The organism is uncultured Pigmentiphaga sp. (genome assembly GCF_937950555.1).
Lineage (GTDB): Bacteria > Pseudomonadota > Gammaproteobacteria > Burkholderiales > Burkholderiaceae_B > Pigmentiphaga.
Window position 1 is genome coordinate 1 of sequence record NZ_CALFCW010000075.1, and the last position, 5,781, is coordinate 5,781.

Annotated in this window: 4 protein-coding genes and 1 pseudogene; all 5 read left to right on the plus strand. The window is 59.5% G+C overall.

Annotated elements, in window-relative coordinates; genetic code table 11:
• On the plus strand, positions 1-1,197 hold a 1,197-nt coding region (locus Q0319_RS18650; protein ID WP_299455109.1), incomplete at its 5' end, for an acyclic terpene utilization AtuA family protein.
• 11 nt (positions 1,198-1,208) lie between these two features.
• Positions 1,209-1,535: a hypothetical protein gene (locus tag Q0319_RS18655; RefSeq protein WP_299455111.1), complete on the plus strand. Its 327-nt coding sequence runs from the start codon at positions 1,209-1,211 to the stop codon at positions 1,533-1,535.
• Positions 1,536-1,559: 24 nt separating this feature from the next.
• Positions 1,560-3,164, plus strand: a complete 1,605-nt coding sequence (locus Q0319_RS18660; protein WP_299455112.1) for a carboxyl transferase domain-containing protein — start codon at positions 1,560-1,562, stop codon at positions 3,162-3,164.
• A gap of 2 nt (positions 3,165-3,166) precedes the next feature.
• The gene (locus tag Q0319_RS18665) at positions 3,167-5,149 is read left to right on the plus strand and encodes a biotin carboxylase N-terminal domain-containing protein (protein ID WP_299455114.1); all 1,983 of its coding nucleotides are present in this window, start codon (positions 3,167-3,169) and stop codon (positions 5,147-5,149) included.
• A 45-nt stretch (positions 5,150-5,194) separates the two neighbouring features.
• A pseudogene (locus Q0319_RS18670) lies at positions 5,195-5,713 on the plus strand (CoA transferase); the annotation flags it as partial.
• Between the last annotated feature and the right edge of the window lie 68 nt (positions 5,714-5,781).

The following is a 5,781-nucleotide window of genomic DNA, read 5'->3' on the forward strand; positions in this document are numbered from 1 at the left end:
GACGCGGTCAAGGCCATCCTGCAATTCCTGCCTAGGGCGAAGGTTCGGGGCTTGCGTCTCATTTCTAATGGTGGGGGAGTGAACCCCCGCGCGGCTGCCGAACGCATCGCTGAAGGCGCGCGTGCAGCAGGACTGACAGGCACTCGAATTGCCGTGGTCGAAGGCGACGACATGCTAGGCAAGTTGGATGGACTGATAGCGCAAGGCGTCGTGTTGCGGAACATGGATACTGGCGACGACGATTTTGCTGCTATTCGCGACCGGGTCGTCTGCGCCAACGTGTACACCGATAGTTCCGGCGTTACGGAAGGGTTGGCTGAAGGAGCGGAAATCGTCATTACCGGAAGAGTGACGGACAACGCTTTGTACGTAGGGCCCCTGGCGTACGAATTCGGCTGGGGGCGAGGCAGAGAGCATGTCCATCACCTCGCAGCTGCGGTGACCCTTGGGCACATCGTCGAATGCGCGGCCGGTTGCACCGGAGGCATGTCTTCCCGTTTTCTTGAAATGCCCAACATGGGCCGGGCCGGATTCCCGATCCTGGAGGTTGAGCAGGATGGCAGCGCCATCGTGACAAAACTGCCGGGCACCGGAGGCAAGGTGGATCTGTGGACGATCAAGGAACACCTCGTTTATGAGATTGGGGACCCGCGTCGCTATCTTATGCCGGATGCAGTGGCCGACTTCACGTCGGTAAAGCTTGAAGAAGTGGGAGAAGACCGTGTTCGCGTCAGTGGTGTGCGAGGCGAACCATCCCCGGATCTCTGGAAGCTGGTGATAGGCTACGAGGACGGGTGGATCGGTGAAGCCATGGCTTTCTTCCCCTGGCCTGACGCCTATGACCGGGCGGTGAAGGCTCGGGACACCATGCTCGAACGCTTCGAACGCATGGGACTAGTCGCGGATCAAATTCATTTCGACTTCATCGGCCTGAACACACTACATGGTCCAGCCGCTCGTTTCATGGGACGCGCCCAAGCTAACGAGCTCCCCGAAGTCGGGCTTCGCTGCGCAGTGCGCACCCGCACTGCAGAGGAAGCGGAAAAAGTACGCAGGGCTGGCGCACATCTGTGGATCATGGGACCCGGAGGAACGTCATTTGGAAGCCCCTTGAAGCCACGTCCCGTCATATCGCTGTGGCCGACGCTGATCCCGAAAACCGCTGTCGAACAGACCGTGAGTCTGTTGACGGCCTAAGGAGCATGGAAATGCCACTTCAAGTCAAAGACATCGCATACGTGCGCTCTGGAGACAAAGGCGACGTCTGTAGCGTGGGCCTCATTGCCCGCGGGCCCGACGAATACCGGCTGCTGCTTGCCAGCGTAACGCCCGAAGCCGTGAAAGCCTTATACGGAAACTGGGTGCAGGGGGAAGTGGAGTGCCATCCCATGGACAACCTCGGTGCGCTGGTCGTCATCATGCGCAACGCCCTGGGCGGCGGTGCTACCAAGACCCTGCGGCTCGACCAAACCGGAAAATCGCTGGGACACGCGCTGCTGCACCTGCCCGTACGCGAAACCGTGGGCCAGCCATGACCTCAACGAGGATGATTTGCTGAGATGCCCACCATTTCTTCTAGGCCTTTCATCGACACAGCAGGATTTGCGGAGAACACCGCGGCATTCGAGGCTACGCTGTCATCTCTGCGGGAAGCCCGACAAAGGGCTCTGGCCGGCGGCGGCGCCAAGGCGAAAGAATCTCACCTAGCGCGCGGAAAACTCCTGCCACGTGAACGCATCAACGTACTGCTCGATCCCGGCACTCCCTTCCTCGAACTGGGGCAGCTTGCGGCCGATGATCTGTACGACAACAATTCGCCATCGGCCGGCATCATCACTGGCGTGGGAATCGTTGCGGGACGTGCCTGCATGATCATGGCGAACGACGCCACGGCTAAAGGCGGCACCTATTACCCCCTCACCATCAAGAAGCAACTACGCGCACAAGCGGTGGCAAGGGAGAACGGCCTGCCGTGCATCTACCTGGTGGATTCGGGAGGCGCGTACCTTCCCATGCAGGGAGAAATCTTCCCTGACGAGCATCATTTTGGGCGCATCTTTCGCAATATCGCCGAGATGTCCGCACTCGGATACAAACAGATCGCGGCGGTCATGGGCGCGTGCACGGCCGGAGGCGCGTACATCCCTGCGATGTGCGACGAAACAATCATCGTCCAAGGAACCGGAGCGATTTACCTCGGCGGCCCCCAGCTCGTTCAGGCAGCGACCGGCGAAATCGTGGACGCTCAGGAACTGGGTGGAGCCGATGTACATACCCGCCTATCAGGCGTAGCAGATCACTACGCGCACGACGACCTGCATGCGCTAGACCTTGTGCGCCAAATCGTCGCGCGCTCAAGAGCACCGTCGCTCACTCCGCCACCCCAGGAGCCGAGGCCACCGCTTTTCGATCCATCAGAACTTCCCGGGCTTATTCCCGCAAACCCCAAACAGGCGCTTCCCATTCGTGACGTGCTGGCCAGGCTGCTGGATGGAAGTGAACTGCTTCCCTATCGGGAGCGCTATGGCACGACGATCATCTGTGGAACAGGAGCGATAGGTGGGTATCCGGTCGGCATAATCGCGAACGACGGCGTGCTCTATGGGCAAAGCGCCCAGAAGGCTGCCAACTTCATCGAGTTGTGCTGCCAGGAAAACATACCGCTTGTTTTTTTTCACAACATCAGCGGGTTCATGGTGGGAATCCAATACGAACAAGGAGGCATTGCCAAAGACGGAGCCAAGATGGTGAATGCCGTATCGACTGCGCGAGTGCCGAAATTTAGCGTCATCATCGGAGGCAGTTACGGGGCAGGTGCCTATGCAATGTGCGGACGCGCCTTCGGGCCCCGACTGATGGCGATGTGGCCCAACGCTCGCACATCCGTAATGGGGGGCGAACAGGCGGCGACTGTGCTTGCCCTCGTGCGCCGCGAACAGTGCGCCAGGCAGGGGAAAGAATTCTCCGAGGAGGAGGCAGAGGCATACAAGCACCCCATTCGCGCCATCTATGACAAAGAAAGTTCCGCCTTGTACGCGGCCTCTCGCCTATGGATTGACAGCGTGATCGAGCCGTCCGAGACCCGCACCTGGCTGACCCTCGGCCTCGCCCTGGCAGCGAACGGACCTCAGGACACCACCCGTTTCGGCGTCTTCAGGATGTAACTATGTTCAAGAGAATCCTCATCGCCAACCGTGGGGAGATCGCCTGCCGCATTGCGAGAACCTGCCGGCGCCTCGGTATCGAGTACGTCGCCGTCTATTCCAGCGCTGATGCTGGCGCCGAACACCTGAAGAGCGCGGCTGCCAGCATGTGTATAGGAGACGGTCCCGCAACCGCCAGTTACCTCGATGGAGCGAAGTTGCTCGAAGCCGCACTTCGCACCGGATGTGAAGCCGTACATCCCGGATACGGGTTCCTGTCTGAGAACAGTTCGTTTGCGGCATCCATAGAAAATGCCGGCCTAGTCTTTATCGGGCCGGCTCCGGAAACGATCGCCGCGCTGGGGGACAAAGCCCGGGCCAGGCGGCTCATGACGGAGGCTGGGGTGCCGGTTGTTCCTGGAACCATGGAAGCGAGCGATGACCGCCGCCATTTGGAAGAGCAGATACGCGCGATCGGATTGCCGGTGCTGCTCAAGCCATCTGCCGGGGGCGGCGGCAAGGGTATGCAGGTCATCGCCGATTTTCACGGGCTGGGCGATGTGATTGCGTCCGCCATTCGGGTCGCGCGCAGCAGCTTCGGTGACGGAAGGCTAATTGCAGAACGGTATATCGAGAACCCGCGCCACATAGAAGTCCAAATCTTTGGCGACGGGAACGGGAATGCGGTGCATTTGTTCGAACGCGAGTGTTCTCTCCAAAGACGGCACCAAAAGGTCATCGAGGAGGCACCTGCTCCCAATCTTCCGGCACACACACGCGAACGACTGCTGGAAGCCGCGGTCCAGGGCGCGCGTAGTCTGAACTATCGGAATGCCGGCACCTTCGAATTCATAGTGGGCCCTGACTCCCAGTTTTATTTTCTTGAAGTCAACACCCGGCTGCAGGTCGAACACCCGGTCACCGAAGAAATAACTGGACTGGACCTGGTCGAATGGCAGCTTAGCGTAGCTGCGGGTAATGGCCTGCCCCTGTCGCAAGCGCAGATTTCGTATGCTGGCCACGCGATGGAAGCACGCATCTATGCGGAGGATCCGGCGCAGGATTTTCGTCCGGCACCAGGCCGAGCAGTCAGCGTCCGGTGGCCTGGGAACCTCCGCGTAGATGCCTCGTTCTCTAGTGCTGGGAATGTGCCGCCGTACTACGACCCCATGGTGGCCAAGATCATTTCGCGGGGCTGCGATAGAAATGCCGCGTTATCAGGCTTGCGGCAAGGGCTACGCGATAGTGTCTTGCTCGGAATCAAGAGCAACATGGGATACCTGCTGCGGGTCCTAGACGATCCCGGCGTGCGCGAAGGACGCATTCACACGCGCTACTTGGACCAGCACAAAGAACTGCAGGTACCAGACGCAGGACCTTCAATAGCCGTCATGGCCGCGTTGCTACTTCCTCGTCCTGCGGATCCCCGCTCGCCCTGGGCGGCAGGCACCGTCGACATTCTCGACCGTCGTCATCTCGATACCGATGCGCCGTTTGGACGCGTCCGTGCACGTATTGATATGCACCCCGCCGAAGTTCGCATCATCTCACTTCATGGTGATTCGCTGACCGTCCGATGCATGGGCCGGGACTGGACCGTCTCTCGGGACGAATTCTGCCTCTGCGGAACGGTGCAAGACACTAAGTGGCATGCCTGTCACCACGGCTCAGTTTGGTTTGCCCAGGTAGATGGCGACCATTACATTCTCTCGCCATTCGAATACCTCCCGCCCGAAACCAAGGGGAAACCACGGGCAGCGATAGCACCGATGTCGGGAGTGATATCCGCGCTGCCGGTGAAACCGGGAGACAAGGTTCACCCAGGTGACGTCCTGGTCGTTATTGAAGCCATGAAGATGGAGCATGCCATTACGGCAGATGCCGAGGGAATCGTTCAGTCCGTGCGATATGGCAAAGGGGAGAGCGTTCGCGAAGGCGAGCTCATCGTCGAGTTGGCCTACGGCGCTACTGAATCCGACGCAGAACAGCTTCTGCAGGACGCGTAATCACGTCGCCGCTTTTCTTATACACGTTCATTCATCGAGACTGCGATGCCGAAACCATTGAGCCACATCCGCGTATTGGATCTATCGCGAATACTTGCCGGCCCCTGGGCAACTCAGAATCTGGCGGACCTCGGCGCGGAAGTCATCAAGATCGAAAAGCCCGGCATTGGGGACGACACACGCCAGATGGGGCCGCCCTTCCTGAAAGACGCGCGAACTGGAGAGGATGGCGATGCCGCGTACTTCATATGCTGCAACCGTGGCAAGAAATCATTGGCCATCGACTTCGCGGACCCGCGCGGTCAGCGCATCGTGCGCGAGCTAGCCCGTAAGGCTGACGTGCTCGTTGAAAACTATAAGGTCGGAGGGCTGAAGAAATATGGGCTGGACTACGAATCCTTGAGGGAAATCAATCCGCGACTGATCTACTGCTCCATAACGGGCTTCGGGCAGACTGGTCCGTACCGCCATCGCGCCGGCTACGACTATCTGATCCAGGGCATGGGTGGGTTAATGAGCGTGACCGGCGAGCGCGACGACCTCCCCGGGGGAGGCCCCCGGCGTCTGTCAATGTAGTTGGAACATGAGTCATGCTGCTTCTAGTTCACTATGCACATGGATAACGGTCGTTT